This window comes from Amycolatopsis sp. CA-128772, assembly GCF_002904295.1.
Taxonomy (GTDB): Bacteria; Actinomycetota; Actinomycetes; order Mycobacteriales; family Pseudonocardiaceae; genus Amycolatopsis.
This window is the reverse complement of the sequence record NZ_PPHG01000083.1, coordinates 111,590-130,116: the sequence shown is the minus strand read 5'-3', so window position 1 is coordinate 130,116 and position 18,527 is coordinate 111,590. Positions and strand designations below refer to the sequence as shown.

Sequence of the window (18,527 nt, the reverse complement as noted above, 5' to 3'; positions counted from 1 at the left end):
GAGCCGAGCAGGGCTGCAGACCTGTTCGGCTCTATGTACCGGGCCGCAGCAGGGTGCGCCGGGTCGTGTCGAGGTGCCGGACCACCTGGTACACCGCGCGGGTGCCGGCTTCGGGCGGCTCGCCGTCGTCTTCGAGCACCGACCAGCCGCCCTCGTACCGGACCAGGTAGGAGCCGGCGTAGACGTCGCTCACCTCCGCGGCGAGGATCGCGCCTTCCGGGTAACGCGCCTTACGCGCTCGCCACTGGGCTTCCGACACGCCGTTGTCGAGCGGCCCGGACCGGAACTCCGGCGCCAGCGGCCACAGGCGGACCTGCCCGGGGCGGCGGGCCAGCACTTCGAAGGTCGTCTTCGTGCCGACCGCGGGCCACGACTCGGGCCGCCGCGGCAGGATCAGCACGTCGACGAAGCCCTGCCGCTCACCGTCGAGGTCCACGAAGAGCCCGATGGCACCCGGCCGCGGGATCGCGGAGACCGTACCGGTCACCACGGCACCCACCTCGAAGCCGGTCACCACACCACCCTGGCACAGCCTGGGCCATCCGATCGAACTCCGGCGACACGCCTAGCCGTCTATGGCGGAATATCGGGCTCACCCTAGAAACGCCGATAACTTGGCAGAGTGGACCCCATCCGCAACCCCTTCGCGCCGGGCGCCGGGCAACGGCCGCCCGAGCTGGCCGGGCGCGAGCGCGAACTCAAGGCGTTCGAAGTGGTGCTGGAGCGGGTGGCGCGAGGGAGACCCGAACGCAGTCTCGTCCTCACCGGGCTGCGCGGCGTCGGCAAGACCGTGCTCCTCGGGGAGCTGCGCGCGATGGCCGTGCGGCACAAGTGGGGAGCCGGGAAGATCGAGGCGCGGCCGGACGCCGAGCTGCGGCGGCCACTCTCCGCCGCGCTGCACCGGGCCATCCGGGACCTCGCCGTGCGGCACCGCGCGCCGGACCGGGTCGAAGAGGTGCTCGGCGTCCTGAAGGCGTTCGCGCTGCGGGCCAACAAGCCCGACGCCAAACTGCGCGACCGGTGGCAGCCGGGCATCGACGTGCCCGCCGCGCAGGGCCGGGCCGATTCCGGGGACATCGAGATCGACCTCGTCGAGCTGTTCACCGACGTCGCCGAGCTGGCCGCGGACGTCGGGACCGGCGTCGCGCTGCTCATCGACGAGATCCAGGACCTGCAGCCGGACGACGTCTCGGCGTTGTGCGCGGCCTGCCACGAGCTGTCGCAGTCCGGCGCGCCGCTCGTCGTCGTCGGGGCCGGGCTGCCGCACGTGCCCGCCGTGCTCTCGGCGTCGAAGTCCTACTCCGAGCGGTTATTCCGGTACGCGCGCATCGACCGGCTCAGCCGCGAGGACGCCGACTTCGCGGTGATGGCGCCGATCGAGCGCGAGGACGCCGGCATCGAGCCGGAAGCCCTCGACGCGCTCTTCGACGCGTCCGGTGGCTACCCCTACTTCATCCAGGCCTACGGCAAGGCGGCCTGGGACGCGGCGCCGTCCGACCCGATCACGGTCAAGGACGTCCAGGTCGCGGCGCCCGAAGCGGAGTCGGAGCTGGCCGTCGGCTTCTTCGGCTCGCGCTACGAGCGCGCGACGCCGGCCGAGCGCGAGTACCTGCAGGCGATGGCCTCGCTGACCCAGGGCCGCGACGAACCCGCCGGCACCGCCGATGTCGCCGTGTTCCTCGGGCGGAAGCCGTCGTCACTGTCGCCGGCGCGCGACAGCCTGATGAAGAAGGGCCTCGTGTACTCGGCCGAGCGGGGGCAGATCGCCTTCACCGTCCCGCACTTCGGCCACTACCTGCTCGGACGCGACTGACCTGGGCTTTTCCGGCTGTCTCGCGGTCTATGGGCATCACTAAGTTTGTCTGGCTTTTTTACTAGATACGACTAGATACCGGTAGCCGATTGCTTCGCCGTGACCGCCGCCACCCCACATCTCTCCGGCGCATACCCAAGTTTGCCGATGATTCATCGGCAAGTGCGCCAGGTCACCGGATATTCGTTGGCTTCCTTGTGAAAAAAGGCGCATACTGGAGGCACAACCACCGAGACCCTCCGAAGGGGATGCAGAAACCGATGAACAACATCGCCGCCAAGCTCCGTGCCCGTCGCGCCGAGGCTCGCACTCACCGGGCGCTGAACCGGGCGATCGACACCGCCGCCACCGCGACGGTCCGTCAGGAACTCATCGCGATCGCGCAGGCTCGTTCCGGCTACATGCGCTGATCTCTCACCCCGTGGCGGTCGCCCATTCGAGTGACCTAGGCCACAAAGTGCTCACGGTGTAACGCCGCCCAGAGGGGCGTCGATACCCAGTACGACCCCGTGATGCTGGCGGACCCCCGACCTGGCAGCATCGCGGGGTTTCCCATTTCCGCACTTGCCAGGCCACCCGTGTCGGTTAATCTTTGACTTCGTCAACGAACTTGTTGAGGTGGTCAATGAAAGACAGCGCCGAGCTAGCCGACCGGGTCGCCGCGGTTCGCGCCTTCAACCGGCTCTACACCGGGGTGATCGGCGTGCTGGACGAGGGACCGGCCGGCGCCGAGTACTCGCTGCCGGAAGCCCGCGTGCTGTTCGAGCTCGCGCACCAGGACCCGATGCCGGTCACCGACCTGCGGAAACGTCTCGATCTCGACGCCGGTTACGCGAGCAGGCTGCTCGCGCGCCTGGAATCCCGCGGGCTCATCGTGCGGGAACGGTCCGAGGAGGACGCCCGCCGTCAGCTCGTGCGGCCGACCGCCGCCGGCCGGGACGCCTTCACGGTTCTGAACCGCCGGTCCACCGACCAGATCGGCGGCCTGTTGCGGCGCTTCGCCGACGAAGACCAGCAACGGCTGCTGACCGCGATGCGCACGATCGGCGACCTGGTCGGCGACCGCCGGCGCGACCCGGCGCTCGTCCTCCGCCCGCCACGACCGGGGGACCTCGGTTGGGTGGTGGAACGCCACGGCGCGTTGTACGCCCGTGAGTACGCGCTGAACGCCCGGTTCGAGGCGCTCGTCGCGCGGATCGCGGCGGACTTCCTCGACGGCCGCGACGACCCGGGCCAGGCGTTCTGGATCGCCGAGCTCGACGGAGAACGCGTCGGCAGCATCGGCTGCGGTCACGGGCCGGACGCGGACACCGCGAAGATCCGGCTGCTGCTGCTCGAGCCGGCGGCGCGCGGCCACGGCGTGGGCAAGCGGCTGGTCACCGAGTGTATCTCGTTCGCCAGGGCCCACGGCTACCGCGCGATGGAGCTGTCGACGGTCTCCGTCCTGGCCGCGGCCCGTTCGATCTACCGTGCGGCCGGGTTCCAGCTCGTCGCCGAGAAGGATTTCGACGACTGGGGCCCACAGCTGACCGACGAGACGTGGCGCCTGGAGTTCTAGCGGGGCGTCCGGCCGAGCAGGAAGAACTCCGGGTTCGGCCGGAGCGCCGTCAGGTGAGCCAGGCGGTTGGACATCGCGAACAACGCCGTGATCGCGCCGACGTCCCAGATCTCGTCGTCGGTGAGGCCGGCGTTGCGCGCGGCTTCGAGGTCGCCCTCGCCGAACAACGCCGAGTCCTGGGCGAGCGCCAGGGCCAGATCGACGATCGCGCGGCCGCGCTCGTCCAGCTCCACCTGCCACGGGTTGCTGGAGACGCGGTCCGCCAGCTCGGGGTCCTTGGCGCGGATGCGCAGGATGGCACCGTGCGCGACGACGCAGTACGTGCAGTGGTTGGCACCGGACGTCGCGACGACGACGAGCTCGCGCTCGGCCTTGGTGAGGCCGTCGGAGCGGTCCATCAGGGCATCGTGGTAGTCGAGGAACGCACGCAGCTCGGCCGGCCGGTGGCCGAGGGCGCGGAAGATGTTCGGCGTGAACCCGGACTTCTCCGCGATCACGCCGACGCGCTCGCGGAGGTCGTCGGGCAGGTCTTCGAGTTCCGTCACCGGGAACCGGCTCACCGCGTCGCTCATGGGCTTCACGCTAGTCGTGTCGATTCCGTGGCGCGTTGTTCGCCTGGAGGGCATTGTCGTGGTCGCGGGCTACCTCGTCGAGCGGCTGTTCCGCCAGAGCACGGGGCCGATCCTCGCCACGTTGACCCGGGCGCTCGGACCGGAACGGCTGGCTCTTCCGGGTCGCGCGGAACCGGGCACCTGCCGCTGCCCGCGGTGCTCGGGGCGTTGCACCTGCGGGCCGGCGACCCGGCCGAGGCCGCGCGGCACTACCGGCGCGCGCTGGCCTTGCCGGCTTCCGCGCCGCAACGGGCCTTCCTCGAGCAGCGGCTGGCCGCGTGCGGGTGATGCCTGGTTGGCTGTGTTCGTGACGGACTACGTCGACGGGTACTGCGAACGCGTCGCGCCCGGGCTCTGGGGTGAGCCGCTCAACAGTCTCAGCAACCTCGCCTTCCTCGTGGCCGCCGTGCTCGTCTGGCGGCTGGCCAAGGGGGATCGGAGCGGGCGGGTGCTGGCCGGGCTGATCGGGCTCGTTTTCGTGGCGAGCAGCGTTTTCCACCTCCTCGCGACGCGGTGGGCGGCCGTCGCGGATTCGGTGGCGGTTCTGGTGTTCATGCTGGTGTACGCCGTGCTCTTCGTGCGCGAGCACCTGAGCCGGCGGTGGGCTTGGGTTGGTGCGCCGGGGTTTCTCGTCCTCACCGTCGGCACGGCGGTGCTGGGCGGTGGGCTCTACCTCGGCGCCGTCATCAGCTTCGGCGTCTTCGCCGCCGTACTCGCCTTCGAGCGCGACGCGCACTGGACGCGCTTCGCCGTGTCAGGCGCCGTTTTCGCGCTGTCGCTGAGCTTGCGCGGGCTCGACCGGGACGTCTGCGACTACGTCCCGGCCGGCACGCACTTCCTCTGGCACCTGCTCAACGGGCTGGTGCTCTACCTGGTTTCCCGCGCGGCCCTTCGTCCTTGACGGACTAGTGGACGCCGATCGGGCGCAGGTCCTTGTCGTTCTCGTCGGCGTGGTAGTCCTCGGCGTTGGTGTCGTCCGTGCCGTTGAAGATCTTCAGCCGGCGGGCGATCACCGTGACGATCGCCGCCACCACCAGGTTCGCGATCAGCGCCACGAAGCCGACGTAGATCTGGACCGCCGAGCCCGCGAACGGGTGCCAGCCGAAGATCGACATGTTGCCCAGCGCCAGCGCCGAACCGCCGAAGTGCTGCTTGCCGTTGGCCGGGTTGGGGATGCCGTACAGCATGATCAGGCCCCAGCCGATGCCGACGACCCAGCCCGCGATCAGGCCCCAGCGGTGGAACCAGCGCGTGTACAGCGCCAGCGCGACCGCCGGCAGCGTCTGCAGGATCAGCACGCCGCCGATGAGCTGGAGGTCGATCGAGAACTGCGGGTCGATCAGGATGATCACGGCCACCGCGCCGAGCTTCACGACCAGCGAAGCGAGCTTCGCCTGCTTCGCTTCTTCCTGCGGCGTCGCGTTCTTGCGGATGTACTCCTTGTAGATGTTGCGGGTCCACAGGTTGGCCGCAGCGATCGACATGATCGCGGCCGGCACCAGGGCGCCGATACCGATCGCGGCGAACGCGATGCCCGCGAACCAGGACGAGAACTGGCTGTCGAACAGCACCGGGACGATCGTGTTGCCGTCCGCCTTGCCGGTCGCCGCGTTCGTCAGCGGCTTGACGCCCGCGGTGATCGCCACGTAGCCCAGCAGCGCCAGCAGGCCCAGCACCAGCGAGTACGCCGGCAGCGCGACCATGTTCCGCTTGATGACGTTGCGGCCGCGCGAGGCGAGCACGCTGGTCAGCGAGTGCGGGTACAGGAACAGCGCGAGCGCCGAGCCCAGCGCCAGCGTCGCGTACTGCAGCTGGTTGTTGGCGGTGAGGAGGATCGATCCGGCCGGCTTGCCGGTGGCCGGGCTCGGCGTGCCGAGCTTCTTCGCCGCCGCGTCGAAGATGTGCGACCAGCCGCCCAGCTTCGAGGGCAGGTAGATGATCGCCACCAGGATCACGATGTAGATCAGGATGTCCTTGACGAACGCGATCAGCGCGGGCGCCCGCAGGCCGGACTGGTAGGTGTAGAAGGCCAGGATGACGAAGGCGACCAGCAGCGGCAGGTGCCCGACGATGCCGGATCCGTTGATGCCCATCGTCCGCAGCACGGCTTCGAGGCCGACCAGCTGCAGCGCGATGTACGGCATGGTCGCGACGATGCCGGTGATCGCCACCAGCAGCGCGAGGATCGGCGAGCCGAAGCGGCCGCGCACGAAGTCGGCCGGGGTGACGTAGCCGCGCACCCGCGAAACCGACCACATCCGCAGCGCCGGCAGCAGGACGATCGGGTAGACGACGATCGTGTACGGCAGCGCGTAGAGGCCGAGCGCGCCGGCGCTGAACACCAGCGCGGGCACCGCGACGAACGTGTACGCCGTGTAGAGGTCACCGCCGAGCAGGAACCACGTGATCCACGAGCCGAACTTGCGGCCGCCGAGACCCCATTCGTCCAGGTGGTCCAGCGTGCTGCCCCGCTGCCACCGCGACGCCATGAAGCCGAGCACGGTGACCAGGGCGAACAGGATCGTGAAGATGATCAGCTCGGGCCACTGCAGGTTGCTCATCGAGCGTCCCCCTCGTCCAGGTCGTCGACGCTCAGCTTGTCCGGCGCGTCAGCGGTCGGCTTGTCCCGCGTCATCAGGTAGACGATCCAGGTGCTCAGCACCCCGACCCCGACCATGAGGAACTGGAACCAGTAGAAGAACGGCATCCCGAACAGCCGCGGACCGTCCACGTTGAACAGGGGCGTGACCAGGACCAGCAGCGGGACGATCAGGAGCAGGTTCCACGGGCTGAACCGGAACCCGCGCACCTTTCCGTCGTGCTTCACCGTCGACATCGACCTCACCTAACACCCTCGTAACCGACCGCCTGACCTTAGAACCTGGGTGACAGCGAGTCACGTCTGTCCGATATCGATTTGATCGCCGCGGTCGCCGATGCCGACCAACGTCGGTTGCCCTCCCCGGACGGGCCCTATATCAATAGCCCGACTCCACACGCGAATACCCAAAAGGGGCAACCGTATGACACGACTCCGCTACGCGGTGGTGATCCCGGCGATCGCCGGCACCCTGCTGGCCGGGTTCACGCCTGCGTTCGCAGGTCAGGAGGTCGCGGCCGGTAAGCAGCCGCTGAACTCCACGAACATCCCGCCGCAGTACGCGAACCAGAAGCTGGACTGGCACAAGTGCGCCGTCCCCGCCGAGCTGCCGACGGCCCCGCCCGCGGGCGCCGAGGACATGGAGTGCGCGACGTACAAGACGCCGCGCAACTGGTACCAGGCGAACGCCCAGATCGACCTGACCATCGCGGTCAGCCGGCTGAAGGCGACGAAGGACGCGACGGCCAGCGTCGTCACCAACCCGGGTGGCCCGGGGGCGCCCGGGCGGAACTTCCCGGCCCGGCTGCGCAACCAGCCGAAGCTGCGCGAGCACCAGGAGATCGTCGGGTTCGACCCGCGCGGCACCGGCAAAAGCACGAACATCACCTGCGGTGGCGCCATCGGCACCGGCTCGGACCTCGACCCGCGTGACCGCAGCAAGCAGAACCTGAACCTGATCCTCCAGGCGACGAAGTACGCGGCGCTGTCCTGCCAGGCGAAGTCCGGCGAGCTGGGCCCGCTGATCAACACCGACCAGACGGTCAAGGACATCGACCTGCTGCGCGTGCTGCTCGGCCGCGACAAGATCAACTGGGTCGGCTACTCGGCCGGCACCTGGATGGGCGCGCACTATGCGCAGGCCTACCCGACGCGCACCGGCCGGTTCGTCCTCGACTCCTCGACGGAGTTCACCACGACCTGGCAGAAGTCGTTCGACTGGCAGCCGCTCGGCTTCGAGCGCCGCTTCCGGGCCGACTTCCTCCCGTGGGTGGCGAAGTACGACAAGCTCTACCACTTCGGCACCACCGGCGAGGCCGCCCGCCAGACCTACGAGCAGGTCCGCTACGCCCTGACCCAGGGCGCGGTCACCCTGCCCGACGGTTCGAGCGTCTCGGCCAACGGCCTGGACTCCTTCATCGCGTCGAACATCTACTCGAAGCGGTCCTTCCCGGGTCTGGCCGACTACCTGGTCAGCGTCCGCACGCTGACCCAGGGCACCGCGTCGGCGCAGGCCAAGTCGTCGGCCGCGCAGAAGGTCAAGGCCGCCGACAAGAGCAACGAGACCTCCGGCGCGCAGCCGCTGATGGTCCCGACCGACGGCGACGCCTACGACGCGTCGTTCTGGACGATCCCGTGCAACGAGGGTCCGTGGACCGGCTCGCCCCAGAGCGCCATCAAGCAGTCGCAGAAGCTGATCGACCAGCAGCTGCCCCTGCTCGGCGCGGGCTGGTTCATCCAGCCGTGCCTGTTCTGGAAGAAGCCGCCGTCCCCGCTGCCCGTCCTGGACGGCAAGGGTGTCCCGCCGGTGCTGATCGTCGAGTCGGAGCACGACCCGGCGACGCCGATCGAGGGCGCGCGGCGCGCGCACAAGGCGTTCGCGGGTTCGCGGATGCTGACGATCACCGGCGAAGGTGACCACGGCATCTACGCCGGCGGCAACGCGGGTGTGGACAAGGTCGTGGAGGCCTACCTGGTCGACGGCGTCGTGCCGAACGACCAGAGCCTGCCCGGCATGCCACTTCCGGTGCCCGCGGGCGCCTGAGAGCACCAGATGTGGTGGGGCCCCGCCGGACTTCGGTCCGGCGGGGCCTTTTCCACACCTGTGCACAGAGTTGTCCACAGGCAGTGGACAACTACTGGTATTAGAATCCCTGTCATGGTGCGAGTGCCGCTGACAGACGACGAGCGTGAACGGGGCGAACGCCTCGGCCAGGCGCTGCGGGCGGCGCGGGCCGGCCGGAGCATGGTCGACGTCGCCGCCGAGGCGGGGATCTCCGTCGAGACGCTCCGGAAGATCGAAACCGGCCGCATCCCGACGCCGGCGTTCTTCACGGTCGCGGCCATCGCGGACGCGGTCGGCCTGCCGCTGGAAGAGCTGCGCGCGGCCGTCACGGCCGCCGGGTCGTCGCCGCTTTCGCAGGCCAGTTAGACCGGGCGCAGCTGCTTGAGGATGTGCTCGCGGTCGTTGAGGAACGCGCAGGCCGGTACCGGCAGGTCGTAGCTGTTGAGCAGCTTCTCGAAGTCGGAGAACTCGTCGGCCGAGAAGCCGAAGCCGAGCTTGACCGCGTGGGCGGCCAGTACGTCGGCCAGCTCCTCCCACTCGCCGGACCACAGCAGCGTTCGGTAATGCGTGTAGTCCTCCGGCGAGAGCCGGTTGGCCAGGTGGGTCAGGACGCTGTCGGCGAAGAAGCTGATCCGGTTGCTCTGGAGGTCGGCGACCGTCGGGTTCGCCGGGTCGCGGGCCGTGTCGGGGTTGCGGACCACGCCGGGGCCGGCCACCGGGTAGGCGGTGTGCACCTGGCCGTTGTCCTCGACCAGCACGATCAGGTGCACGTTGAACCGCTCGCCGGCGCAGCGCCAGCGGCCGTTGCGCTGCCGGCGGCGGGCTTCGCTGGGGTCGTTGGCGACGTCCTTGACCACCGAGATGATCTGCTCGTCGCTCCAGCCGGCCGGGAACTCGCTGGTCGCCCTCCGCCCGACGCCCGGTGCGTGTCCGCCGCCCACTGGCTGCTCCCTTCGTCGCACCGAGGGTAGGTCAAACGGCGGCGGCGAGCAGCACGATGCCCACCAGCTGGAGGTCGAGACCGCGGAAGAGCTGCCGGACGAGGTTGGCCGGCATCGGGCCCATCGGAGTGTCCACGAACGCGGGATTCGCGTAGTCAACGGCGGTCCGGGTGACCGTGCGCAGGATCGAGAGCACCGACAGCGGCACGGCGAGCCACGCGCCCGCGGCGAACGACGTCCCACCCGCGAGGGTGACCACGACGAGCACCGCCGCCCAGCAGGAACCCACGCCGGCGAGCACCAGGCCGTGGGCCAGCACCAGGGCGCGGTCGGCCGACCCCAGCCACCGCCGGCGCCCCGGGTTGCGCCAGAGCTCGCCGAGCCCGCCGCCGAACGGCGTCAGCGCGACGTACCCGCCGATGCCGATCAGGACCGCACCCGGCACCGTCGGCACCGCGATGTGCGCGACGACGACCGCGAGGCCGACCAGCAGCGCCGCACCCGCGTACCGCGCCCGGCCGAGCGTCCCCGCCCAGGCCAGCCGCAGCGGCGTCGGACGGCGCAGCGAGTGCCCGCCCACCGGCGCCGACGGCGGGAGCAGCATCATCGGGTCGAGGAACGTGACGGCGACCGAGCGCAGCACCCGGCCGTCCCACCCGGCGAGCAGCGCCGCCCGGCCGGCGCGCGACACCGGCTCGCCGCCGAACGCCAGGGGCAGCGCCGCGACCAGCACCCCGGCCGCGACGAGCTGGACGGCGGCCGGCCCGAGGCCGAGCGCGGCGATCGCCAGGCCGAGGACCGCGAGCACGAGGGGGCCGAGTGCGTCCGGGCGCAGGGACGTCCGCCTCGCCGACGCGAAGGCCGCCACCCCGGTCGCGACGACGATCGCGAACGCCGCCCGCCACTGGTCCGCCCCGGCGCCGCCGACGGCGAGCAGCAGCGCGGCCAGGTAGCCGGTCACCGCGACGACCCCGGTCCACGCGCCGGACAGCCGCAGCGTGACCACGCGGCCGCGGTCCACCGGGGCGAAGTCGAGCCAGGTCAGCTGCGCCGGTTCGACCCACGCGAAGCCGCGGCGCAGCAGGCCCCGCCAGCCCACCGCGCAGCACAGCGTCAGCAGCCCGAGCACGGCCGGGAAGTCCACAATGGACGATCCGTAGAACGCCGGGCGCCAGGCGTCGACGTGGAAGAACGCGGTGAACAGGAACCCGAAGCCGAACAGGAAGACGAAGGTGGCCGTGTCGCCGCTGAAGATCCCGCCGAACCGCTTGCGGCCGGGGATCCGCACCCGTTTCGGCGCCATTTCCACCCTTGCCCCCACCGCCGCCCGCAACCGAGGCGCTTCGCGCCGCTGTGTCAGCAAAACAGTTCAAGCACGCTGTCCGCGGCCTCCAGCAGCGGTGGGTGGTGGGTGGCCACCACGACCGCCGCGCCGGCCGCCGTCGACCGGGCGATCACCTCGACCAGCCACTCCTTGCCCGCGGTGTCCAGCGCGCGTTCCGGCTCGTCCAGCAGGAGCACCCGGTGCGGGCGGGCGGTGACGCCGAGCAGCAGCAGGCGACGCCGCTGGCCCGCGGAGAAGTGCCCGGCCGTCACGCGCGTGCGTTCGCCCAGCCCCGCGTCGCACAGCAGCTCCTCGTGGTCGCCGAGATCGGCGCCGAACGAGCCGGCCAGCAGCTCGAGGTGCTGCACCGGGGTCAGCTCGGCGAAGAAGTCGGAGTCGTCGAAGAGCACCGACACCTTGCGCCGGAATCCGACGTCCCGCTCGTCCGGCACCTGGCCGTCGACCAGCACGCGCCCGCGCTGCGGCTGCTGCATGCCGTAGAGGCAGCGCAGCAGGGTCGACTTGCCGACGCCGTTGGGCCCGACGATCGCGGCGCACTCGCCCGGGTCGACGGCGAAGTCCAGGTCGTCGAACAGCCACAGCTCGCCGGCCCGGACGCCGAGCGCCTTCGCGTCGATCACCGGAGGTGCTCGAGGACCGGCGCGAACTCCTCCAGGTGCATCTCGAGGATGGTGAAGTAGGTGAAGCCGTACCGCTCGCGGTGGCCGCGGATCTGGTCGGCGATCTGCGCCGGCGTGCCGACGAAGGCCGTCGGGAGCTCGCTGAGCTGATCGACGGTCAGCCGGCCCTGCAGGCGCTGGGCGAGCTCGGCCAGCCCCGCCGCGCGGTCGTCGGTGATGGTGACGAACTGGCCGAGCAGGTTGAACTCCACCTCGCGCCCACCGAGCTTCGCGCGGACGAACGCGACACGCTCGTCGACCTGCTCCGCGCTCACGCCGCCGGTGAAGCCGATGATGTCCGCGTGCTCGACGGCGAGGCCCAGCACGCGGTCGCCGCGGCCGCCGATCAGCAACGGCGGGCCGGACTTCCGGACCGGCGCCGGCTTGTGCTCCGGGTCGGCGTAGAGCCGCTTGAGCTCGGTGATCGTCCGCTCGAGGTGGTCGACGCGCTCGCCGGCGGACGGGAACGGCAGCCCGGCCGCCTCGAACTCCGCCTGGACGTACCCGGCGCCCAGGCCCAGCTCCAGGCGGCCGTCGGTGAACTGGTCGGTGCCGGTGACCTCCCGGGCCAGCAGCGTCGGGTTGTAGAACGCGGAGTTCAGCACGTAGGTGTTCAGCTTGACGCGCGAGGTGACCTCGCCGGCCAGCACCAGCGCCGGGAACGGCGGGGCCATGCCCAGGTGGTCGGCCGCGGACAGGACGTCGTACCCGAGGTCCTCGACCTTGCGGCACTTCTCGGCCCAGGCGGCGCGGCTGCCGGGCACGACCATGTTGACACCGAAACGGAATTCCCCAGTCATGCCGACCAAGGTACTCAGCGAAGGCGCTCGATCACGGGAGCGAGCCGGTCCAGGTCGTCTTCGAGGACCGTGAAATAGCTGACACCCAGGGTGTCCCGCGTGCGCAGCAGCTGCTCGGCCGCGGTGTCCGCGGTGCCGGCCAGGACGGTGGCCAGCGCGCCGAGCTCCTCGACGCCGAGGTGCGGCACGAGCTGGTGGGCTTCCTCCAGGGCCGCCCGCCGGTCGTCGGTGATCCGGACGAAGTGGACCATCAGGTTCAGCTCGGTGTCCCGGCCGTCGAGCACCCGCTTCACGAAGCCGGCGCGCTCGGCCAGCGCGGCGGAACCGGCCAGGGCGAGCCGGCCCTCGGCCGCGCCCGGTGCCGTGCCGGTCAGGGCGATGGTGTCGGCGTGCTCGGCGGCGAAGGTCAGCATGCGGTCGCCGCGGCCGCCGAGCAGCAGCGGCGGCCGCCGGCGACCGCTGAACACGCGCTCGATTTCGGTGACCACGTCGACGAGCCGGCCGAGCCGGCGGCCGGGCGTGGCCCAGTCGATCCCGGTGGCTTCGAACTCGGTGCGGACGTACCCGGCGCCGATGCCGAGCTCCACCCGGCCGCCGGTGAACTCGTCGAGCGCGGTGACGTCCCGCGCCAGCAGCACCGGGTTGTGGAAGCTCGCGTTGAGGACGTAGGTGTTCAGCCGGATCCGCTCGGTGGCCTCGGCGGCGAGGAGCAGCGCGGGCACCGGCGCGACCCGCCCGAGGTGGTCGACCACCCCGACGACGTCGTAGCCGAGGTCCTCGGCCTTGCGGCACTTCGCCATCCACTCGGCCCGGGAGCCGGGCACGTACATCGCGACGCCGAAGCGGAACGGTCTCATGGCGCGAAGCTACCCGGAAAACGGAAGAAGGGGACACCTCCCGGATGCGGCCGGGAAGCGTCCCCTTCTGTCTCTCTCAGCTCAGCCCAGGCGCTGGGCCAACGCGTCGAGCTCGTCACGCAGCGAGGTCGGGACCTCGCCGATCTTCTCGAACCACTCCTCGATCAGCGGCAGCTCCTCGCGCCACTCCTCGGGCTTGACGTCCAGGGCGGCCTGGATGTCCTCGAGCGGCTCGGTGAGGCCCTCGGTGTCGAGGTCCTCGGCGCGCGGCACGAAGCCGACCGGCGTCTCGACCGCGTTCCCGCGACCCTCGACGCGCTCGACGACCCACTTCAGGATCCGCGAGTTCTCGCCGAAGCCCGGCCACAGGAAGCGGCCGTCGTCGCCGCGGCGGAACCAGTTGACGTAGAAGATCTTCGGCAGCTTGTTCGCGTCGGCGTTCTTGCCCAGGTTCAGCCAGTGCTTGAAGTAGTCACCGGCGTGGTAGCCGAGGAACGGCAGCATCGCCATCGGGTCGCGGCGGACGTTGCCGACCGCGCCGGCTGCGGCCGCCGTCGTTTCCGACGACATCGTGGCGCCCATGAAGACGCCGTGCTGCCAGTCGCGGGCCTCGTTCACCAGCGGCACCGTCGTCTTGCGGCGGCCGCCGAACAGGATCGCCGAGATCGGCACGCCCTTCGGGTCGTCCCACTCCGGCGCGAGGATCGGGCACTGCGACATCGGCGTGCAGTAGCGCGAGTTCGGGTGGGCGGCCTTCTCGTCGGAGTCCGGCGTCCAGTCCTGGCCCTTCCACGACGTCGCGTGCTCGGGCCGGTTCTCCATGCCCTCCCACCAGATGTCGCCGTCGTCGGTCAGGGCGACGTTCGTGAAGACCGTGTTGCCCTTCTCGATGGTGCGCATGGCGTTCGGGTTGGTGTGCCAGTCGGTGCCCGGCGCGACGCCGAAGAAGCCGAACTCGGGGTTCACCGCGTACAGGCGGCCGTCCTCGCCGAAGCGCATCCAGGCGATGTCGTCGCCCAGGGTCTCGGCGCGCCAGCCCGGAATGGTCGGCTGCAGCATGGCGAGGTTGGTCTTGCCGCAGGCGCTCGGGAACGCGGCCGCGACGTAGTGGACCTTGTCCTCGGGGGAGATCAGCTTGAGGATCAGCATGTGCTCGGCGAGCCAGCCCTCGTCGCGCGCCATCACCGAGGCGATGCGCAGGGAGTAGCACTTCTTGCCCAGCAGCGAGTTGCCGCCGTAACCCGAGCCGTAGCTCCAGATCGCGCGCTCTTCGGGGAAGTGCGAAATGTACTTCGTTTCGTTGCACGGCCAGGAAACGTCCTGCTCGCCCGGTTCGAGCGGCTGGCCGACGGAGTGCAGCGCGGGCACGAATTCACGCTCGGATCCGTCCGGCGCGACGAACTTCGCGAGGGCCGCCTTGCCCGCGCGGGTCATCACGCGCATCGAGGCGACGACGTAGGCGAAATCCGTGATTTCGATACCCAGCTTGGGATTCTCGTCGCCGAGCGGGCCCATGCAGAACGGGATGACGTACATCGTGCGGCCGCGCATCGAGCCCCGGAAGAGCTCGGTCATGGTGGCCTTCATCTCGGCCGGGTCCATCCAGTTGTTGGTCGGACCGGCGTCCTCGGGACGCTCCGAGCAGATGAAGGTCCGGTCTTCCACGCGGGCGACGTCGTTCGGGTCGGAAGTGGCCCAGAAGGAGTTCGGCTTCGACTTGAGCTGCACGAACGTGCCGGCCTCGACCAGCTCCTGGTTGATCCGGGCGGCTTCTTCGTCGGACCCGTCGACCCACACCACGCGGTCCGGGGTGGTCAGTTCGGCGACCTCCCGGACGAAGGACAGCACGCCGGTGTGCGTCGTCGGCGCGGTGTCCAGTCCGGGGATGGCGACTGCGGTCATCTCTACTCCTGACTTCCGACGACAAAAGCGCCCACACCGGAACAACACTGTCCCGGTGCGGGCGTCATTGCCGGCGACCGAATGGCTTCGCGCACCGGCTGGCGAACCGGTGTGCGCGATTTGGGATTCTTCGAGAGTAGCCGCATGACCGGCGAGTAACCGAGAGCTGACGTGTAGGTTCTCTCACAAGAACGATAAGGGAATCGATTCAGATGTCACTTGATCGGTGCATTCGCTGAAAATCTTCCGGTGGCCCGCGACACAGCCGTGACCTGCTTGTTTTCATTGAAGACATGAAGAAAGCCCGGGGCCGCAGCCCCGGGCTTTCAAACTATGATCTGGGTCACTTTCAGTTCGGCGAAATCCACTGCCCGGTGCCGGAGTCGATGCGCGCGACGCCTTCCAGCGTCTGCGTGCCGGCCTCGCCCCACGCCGCGTCGGCGGCCGGGTCACCGTCGTTCACCAGTCCACTGGAGACCTCGGTCCACTGGCCGTGCCCGGAGTGCTCGAACGTCGTGGTCGTGCCGTCGGCCTCGGTCTGCACCGCGATGTCCGCTTCGCCGTCGCCGTCCTTGTCGGTGAAGGCGATGGTGCCGCCGCTCTTCGTCTCGACGATGGCGGTGTCGTTGTGCCCGTCGTGGTCGGTGTCGATGGTCGCGACCCCCGCGTCCACCTCGCCGTCCGGCAGGTCCGCGTGGATGTGGCCGCCGGAGCTGTCGTCACGGCCGCCGGTGTCGGAGTGGTCGTGGCCGCCGGAGCCGTCCTCGACCCACTGGCCGCTGGCCTCGTCGTAGACCGCCTGGTCGACGACCTTCCCGTTCTCGTCCAGCACGGCGTAGTGGTCGGCCTCGCCGTCGTGGTTCGTGTCGATGAAGGCCTGGGCCGAGCCGTCGTCGTGCTCGATGATCGCGGTGTCGTTCACCCCGTCTTCGTTCACGTCGTAGTTGACCTCGGCCTGGTACTCCTGGCCGTCGACGTGGACGGTCATCGCGTCCGGGCTGCTCGCGTCGGTGTCGCTGCCGCCACTCTCGTCGACCCACATGGGACTTCCCCCTTCGAACCGGGTAACACGCTCCGACCTGCTGTCTGAGGGTATGACTCACCGTAGGCCCGTTCGGTTCCGCTTCACAACCGGACCGGTGCTCAGGCGGTTTTGTCCCGCAGTGCCCGGATGCGCGTCAGGAAGGCTTCGGCGCGCTCGCGGCCGTCGCTGACCTCCTTGAGCCGCTTCGACACGATCGCGATCTTCTTGGCCCGCTCCTGCGCGCCCATCTTGATCGTCTTGTCGACTTCCTTGAGCTCGGCCTCGATCGCGTCGATGCGGCGGCCCAGTGCCTCGTCGAGCGCCATCGACAGCTGCTGCTCGGCCTCGATGAGCTGCTCGGCGACGAGCTGGTCGAGCGTCGAGCGGGCGTCCGCGATGGCCTCGACCAGCCACTGCTTCATGTGCTGCTTGTCCGCCGCGTGCTTGCGCGTCCGGGCCATCCACCACCCGGCGCCCAGGCCGATGATGATCGTCGCGGGCAGCACGACCGGGTTCAGGATCGCGACGCCGGCCAGCGGCAGCGCCGCGACCTTGCCGGCGCCGACACCGCCGGAGATGCCCATGAAGACGAGCAGTTTGTCCTCGGCCGTCGGCGGCTTCTTGTCCGGCGGGCGCAGCACCACCGGCGGGCCGCCGGCCCGGGCGAACTGCGCGCGGATGACGTCGAGCTCTTCGGGGGAGAACAGCTCCGACAGCGAGACGTTGGTGACCTGGTTCAGGCGCTGTGAGAGCAGCATCGAGATCCGCTGCGACGTCGTCTGCAGCGCGATGTCGACCTGCTGCGGCAACGCGGCGAGCTCGTCGCGCTTGGCCGCGTCGATCAGCTGGCGGAAGTGGGTCTGCGCGTCCCGCATCTGCCGGCTGCTCTCGTGCCCGACCTCGACGCGGGTGCGCTGCACCTCGCCGCGCAGCTTGAGCTGCCAGCCGCGGGTCGAGCTCCGGCGTTCGGCCTGCAGCCGGTCACGGCGTTCGCGCAGCTGCTCGGCCTCGGCCTCGCCGGCCGACAGCGCGCGGCTCTCGGCCTGCAGCTTCGCCTTCAGCTCGCCCAGCGCACTGGACAGCGCGCGCAGCGTGTTCGCCTCGCTGAGCATCGCCGAACGGCCGACGAGCAGCTCCTGCAACGCCGTCTGGATCGCCGCGACCCCGGACTTCTCCCGCAGCATCGCGGCCATCTGCTCGTTGGGCGCCTTCGCCGCCGTCTCGAACATCCGGGCCGACACCGGGTGGAACACGGCGTCGGCGAACCGGGGCGCGTACTCGCGCAGCAGCTGCTTGTCGGCCTCCATGACTTCGCGCCAGCCGCGGAACATGTCCACCTTGGTCAGCGCGAACACCACGGTCTCGACGCGCTCGCCGACGTCCCGCAGGAACTGCAGCTCGGTCGAGGTGAACGGCGCCGACGCGTCGACGACGAACAGCAGTGCGGTCGCGCCCGCGGCGGCCTCCTTGGCCAGCTCGCCGTGCATCGAGTCGAGGCCGCCGACACCCGGGGTGTCGACCAGCGAAAGCCGTTCGAGCAGCGGGACCGGGCCGGTGACCTCGACGTACCGCGGCGGCAGCTGGCCCGGCGGCAGCTCGTGCGCGGCCGACACCCAGTGGATCAGCTGGCCGAGGTCGATCGGCACCGGCGCGAACTGACCGGGGTAGCACGCCTGCGCGCCCCAGCTGTCCGCGTGGTCGAAGACGAGGTAGGTCGCGGTGGCCACGTCGGCGTCCACCGGAGAGAGACCCGGCCGCGCGAGCAGGGCGTTGACCAGCGAACTCTTCCCGCGGTTGGTCTCGCCGACGACCACGACGGCCGGCTTCTTCGGCCGGGCCTTCCGGATGTCCTCGACCCACTTGGCGGCGGCCGGATCGGCGTCGCGGACGACGGTCAGCAGCTGGTCTCGGGTCGCGGCGACCTGCACGGGCAGGCTCGGCGCGGTCGGTGCGCTCACGGGTTCTTCTTCGCGTAGACGGTGACGATCGGGGCGCGCAGCAGGCGGTCGTGGTCGGCGAAGCCGATGACCTCGGTCTCCGCGACGATGCCCTCGAGCGCCGGGTCCTCGGTGGGGACGGCGCCGCCGGCTTCGTGGCGGGCCGGGTCGAACCGCTCGCCGTCGGGCCGCAGGGCCTGGACGCCGATCGCGGCGAGCCCCTCCTCCAGGCGTTCGACGACGCCACCGCTGCGGGCGCGGTCCAGGGCGTACAGGCACATCTGGATCAGCGCCTGGCGATCGGCGAGTGCGCGCTCGAGATCGCTGACCTGCTGCTGCAAGGGGTGCACATCGGTGTCCGACGCGACGGAACCGCCGTCGGTTCCGTCCTTGCGAAACCAGCCCATGACCACAGT

General features: G+C 70.2%; 20 protein-coding genes. 7 read left to right on the top strand and 13 right to left on the bottom strand.

The features are described from left to right. Positions 1-31: 31 nt before the first annotated feature. Positions 32-514, bottom strand: coding sequence for a hypothetical protein (locus C2L59_RS35660; protein WP_103354004.1), 483 nt, complete (start codon positions 512-514; stop codon positions 32-34). A gap of 108 nt (positions 515-622) precedes the next feature. Here C2L59_RS35660 and C2L59_RS35655 point away from each other — a divergent pair, with 108 nt between their 5' ends. The 3 genes from C2L59_RS35655 to C2L59_RS35650 all read left to right on the top strand — a co-directional run bounded on the left by C2L59_RS35655 (position 623) and on the right by C2L59_RS35650 (position 3,371). Beyond that, a complete protein-coding gene (locus tag C2L59_RS35655; RefSeq protein WP_003058004.1) occupies positions 623-1,813 on the top strand; it encodes an ATP-binding protein in 1,191 nt (396 codons plus the stop codon). Positions 1,814-2,073: 260 nt separating this feature from the next. Then, positions 2,074-2,223: a hypothetical protein gene (locus C2L59_RS48315; protein WP_199199414.1), complete on the top strand. Its 150-nt coding sequence runs from the start codon at positions 2,074-2,076 to the stop codon at positions 2,221-2,223. Positions 2,224-2,438: 215 nt separating this feature from the next. Then, on the top strand, positions 2,439-3,371 hold the full coding sequence (locus C2L59_RS35650) for a bifunctional helix-turn-helix transcriptional regulator/GNAT family N-acetyltransferase (RefSeq protein ID WP_103353934.1): 933 nt from the start codon (positions 2,439-2,441) through the stop codon (positions 3,369-3,371). Here the strand turns inward: C2L59_RS35650 and C2L59_RS35645 are convergent. Continuing rightward, complete coding sequence (locus C2L59_RS35645) at positions 3,368-3,943, bottom strand: peroxidase-related enzyme (RefSeq protein ID WP_103353933.1); 576 nt, start codon at positions 3,941-3,943, stop codon at positions 3,368-3,370. The genes C2L59_RS35650 and C2L59_RS35645 overlap by 4 nt on opposite strands. A 195-nt stretch (positions 3,944-4,138) precedes the next feature. Between C2L59_RS35645 and C2L59_RS49950 the strand changes: the two genes are divergently transcribed. Continuing rightward, positions 4,139-4,270 (top strand): hypothetical protein, encoded by a 132-nt coding sequence (locus C2L59_RS49950; RefSeq protein WP_255410331.1) that lies wholly within the window; start codon positions 4,139-4,141, stop codon positions 4,268-4,270. 19 nt (positions 4,271-4,289) lie between these two features. Next, positions 4,290-4,883 (top strand): hypothetical protein, encoded by a 594-nt coding sequence (locus C2L59_RS35635; RefSeq protein ID WP_103354003.1) that lies wholly within the window; start codon positions 4,290-4,292, stop codon positions 4,881-4,883. 4 nt (positions 4,884-4,887) lie between these two features. Here the strand turns inward: C2L59_RS35635 and mctP are convergent, their stop codons facing one another. Both mctP and C2L59_RS35625 read right to left on the bottom strand, forming a co-directional pair. Continuing rightward, on the bottom strand, positions 4,888-6,543 hold the full coding sequence (gene mctP, locus C2L59_RS35630; RefSeq protein ID WP_103353932.1) for a monocarboxylate uptake permease MctP: 1,656 nt from the start codon (positions 6,541-6,543) through the stop codon (positions 4,888-4,890). Continuing rightward, on the bottom strand, positions 6,540-6,818 hold the full coding sequence (locus tag C2L59_RS35625; RefSeq protein ID WP_103353931.1) for a DUF3311 domain-containing protein: 279 nt from the start codon (positions 6,816-6,818) through the stop codon (positions 6,540-6,542). Before C2L59_RS35625 ends, mctP begins: the two co-directional genes overlap by 4 nt. Positions 6,819-7,005: 187 nt before the next feature. On the opposite strand from C2L59_RS35625, the gene C2L59_RS35620 reads away from it, so the two are divergent. Together C2L59_RS35620 and C2L59_RS35615 are read left to right on the top strand one after the other, a co-directional pair. Further along, positions 7,006-8,625, top strand: coding sequence for an alpha/beta hydrolase (locus C2L59_RS35620; protein ID WP_103353930.1), 1,620 nt, complete (start codon positions 7,006-7,008; stop codon positions 8,623-8,625). Positions 8,626-8,739: 114 nt separating this feature from the next. After that, on the top strand, positions 8,740-9,012 hold the full coding sequence (locus tag C2L59_RS35615; RefSeq protein WP_103353929.1) for a helix-turn-helix domain-containing protein: 273 nt from the start codon (positions 8,740-8,742) through the stop codon (positions 9,010-9,012). On the opposite strand, the gene C2L59_RS35610 is transcribed toward C2L59_RS35615, so the two are convergent. The 9 genes from C2L59_RS35610 to C2L59_RS35570 form a co-directional block, all read right to left on the bottom strand. Further along, positions 9,009-9,587: an EndoU domain-containing protein gene (locus C2L59_RS35610; RefSeq protein ID WP_103353928.1), complete on the bottom strand. Its 579-nt coding sequence runs from the start codon at positions 9,585-9,587 to the stop codon at positions 9,009-9,011. The genes C2L59_RS35615 and C2L59_RS35610 overlap by 4 nt on opposite strands. Before the next feature lie 31 nt (positions 9,588-9,618). Beyond that, complete coding sequence (locus C2L59_RS35605; RefSeq protein WP_103353927.1) at positions 9,619-10,890, bottom strand: hypothetical protein; 1,272 nt, start codon at positions 10,888-10,890, stop codon at positions 9,619-9,621. 53 nt (positions 10,891-10,943) lie between these two features. Next, on the bottom strand, positions 10,944-11,552 hold the full coding sequence (locus C2L59_RS35600) for an ATP-binding cassette domain-containing protein (RefSeq protein ID WP_103353926.1): 609 nt from the start codon (positions 11,550-11,552) through the stop codon (positions 10,944-10,946). Further along, a complete protein-coding gene (locus C2L59_RS35595; protein ID WP_103353925.1) occupies positions 11,549-12,391 on the bottom strand; it encodes an LLM class F420-dependent oxidoreductase in 843 nt (280 codons plus the stop codon). The genes C2L59_RS35600 and C2L59_RS35595 overlap by 4 nt, the downstream gene beginning before the upstream one ends. Before the next feature lie 14 nt (positions 12,392-12,405). Continuing rightward, complete coding sequence (locus C2L59_RS35590) at positions 12,406-13,248, bottom strand: TIGR03621 family F420-dependent LLM class oxidoreductase (protein WP_103353924.1); 843 nt, start codon at positions 13,246-13,248, stop codon at positions 12,406-12,408. An 81-nt stretch (positions 13,249-13,329) separates the two neighbouring features. Beyond that, positions 13,330-15,150: a phosphoenolpyruvate carboxykinase (GTP) gene (locus C2L59_RS35585; RefSeq protein ID WP_103353923.1), complete on the bottom strand. Its 1,821-nt coding sequence runs from the start codon at positions 15,148-15,150 to the stop codon at positions 13,330-13,332. Between the two features lie 349 nt (positions 15,151-15,499). Further along, a complete protein-coding gene (locus C2L59_RS35580) occupies positions 15,500-16,192 on the bottom strand; it encodes a hypothetical protein (protein ID WP_103353922.1) in 693 nt (230 codons plus the stop codon). A 101-nt stretch (positions 16,193-16,293) separates the two neighbouring features. Then, the gene (locus C2L59_RS35575; protein ID WP_103353921.1) at positions 16,294-18,132 is read right to left on the bottom strand and encodes a dynamin family protein; all 1,839 of its coding nucleotides are present in this window, start codon (positions 18,130-18,132) and stop codon (positions 16,294-16,296) included. Then, positions 18,129-18,518, bottom strand: coding sequence for a nucleotide exchange factor GrpE (locus tag C2L59_RS35570; protein ID WP_199199413.1), 390 nt, complete (start codon positions 18,516-18,518; stop codon positions 18,129-18,131). Before C2L59_RS35570 ends, C2L59_RS35575 begins: the two co-directional genes overlap by 4 nt. Positions 18,519-18,527: the final 9 nt, after the last annotated feature.

What these genes read in the sequence shown, in the direction of transcription:
- C2L59_RS48315 (WP_199199414.1), top strand. Translation starts at nt 2,074, where the DNA reads ATGAACAACATCGCCGCCAAGCTCCGTGCCCGTCGCGCCGAGGCTCGC.
- C2L59_RS35650 (WP_103353934.1), top strand. Translation starts at nt 2,439, where the DNA reads ATGAAAGACAGCGCCGAGCTAGCCGACCGGGTCGCCGCGGTTCGCGCC.
- C2L59_RS35645 (WP_103353933.1), bottom strand. Translation starts at nt 3,943, where the DNA reads ATGAGCGACGCGGTGAGCCGGTTCCCGGTGACGGAACTCGAAGACCTG.
- mctP (WP_103353932.1), bottom strand. Translation starts at nt 6,543, where the DNA reads ATGAGCAACCTGCAGTGGCCCGAGCTGATCATCTTCACGATCCTGTTC.
- C2L59_RS35625 (WP_103353931.1), bottom strand. Translation starts at nt 6,818, where the DNA reads ATGTCGACGGTGAAGCACGACGGAAAGGTGCGCGGGTTCCGGTTCAGC.
- C2L59_RS35620 (WP_103353930.1), top strand. Translation starts at nt 7,006, where the DNA reads ATGACACGACTCCGCTACGCGGTGGTGATCCCGGCGATCGCCGGCACC.
- C2L59_RS35615 (WP_103353929.1), top strand. Translation starts at nt 8,740, where the DNA reads ATGGTGCGAGTGCCGCTGACAGACGACGAGCGTGAACGGGGCGAACGC.
- C2L59_RS35605 (WP_103353927.1), bottom strand. Translation starts at nt 10,890, where the DNA reads ATGGCGCCGAAACGGGTGCGGATCCCCGGCCGCAAGCGGTTCGGCGGG.
- C2L59_RS35595 (WP_103353925.1), bottom strand. Translation starts at nt 12,391, where the DNA reads ATGACTGGGGAATTCCGTTTCGGTGTCAACATGGTCGTGCCCGGCAGC.
- C2L59_RS35590 (WP_103353924.1), bottom strand. Translation starts at nt 13,248, where the DNA reads ATGAGACCGTTCCGCTTCGGCGTCGCGATGTACGTGCCCGGCTCCCGG.
- C2L59_RS35585 (WP_103353923.1), bottom strand. Translation starts at nt 15,150, where the DNA reads ATGACCGCAGTCGCCATCCCCGGACTGGACACCGCGCCGACGACGCAC.
- C2L59_RS35580 (WP_103353922.1), bottom strand. Translation starts at nt 16,192, where the DNA reads ATGTGGGTCGACGAGAGTGGCGGCAGCGACACCGACGCGAGCAGCCCG.
- C2L59_RS35570 (WP_199199413.1), bottom strand. Translation starts at nt 18,518, where the DNA reads ATGGGCTGGTTTCGCAAGGACGGAACCGACGGCGGTTCCGTCGCGTCG.